General features: G+C 44.9%; 1 pseudogene. It reads left to right on the top strand.

The annotated features are described in order from the left end of the window. Window positions 1-221, top strand: a pseudogene (locus ACYP03_RS26955) (hypothetical protein); the annotation flags it as partial. Window positions 222-256 lie beyond the last annotated feature (35 nt).

The raw sequence follows: 256 nt of genomic DNA, 5'->3' as shown, positions 1-256 counted from the left end.
ATCCTTCTTCCAGTGAATCGTTTTATGGACTAAAAGCCCGAGCGCCTGAAAACCTTGGTCGCAGTATGAAAAAAAGTGCGAGTAAAATCCGGCGCTTTTTTCCTGTGAGTAATATGCGTAGTGCTGTGATTTTCATGCTGATAGTCGTTACTTTAATCAGTTTATGGCAGGCTATTTACACTGTCCCCAGTGACTCTATCGCTGTGGTTCAACGCTTCTGAAGGATACGGTGAAGCGGCCAGAATCCGAGGTAATC

It is taken from the genome of Photobacterium sp. R1 (assembly GCF_054600795.1).
The sequence above is the reverse complement of the archived record's forward strand: the minus strand, read 5'-3'. Positions and strand labels throughout refer to the sequence as shown.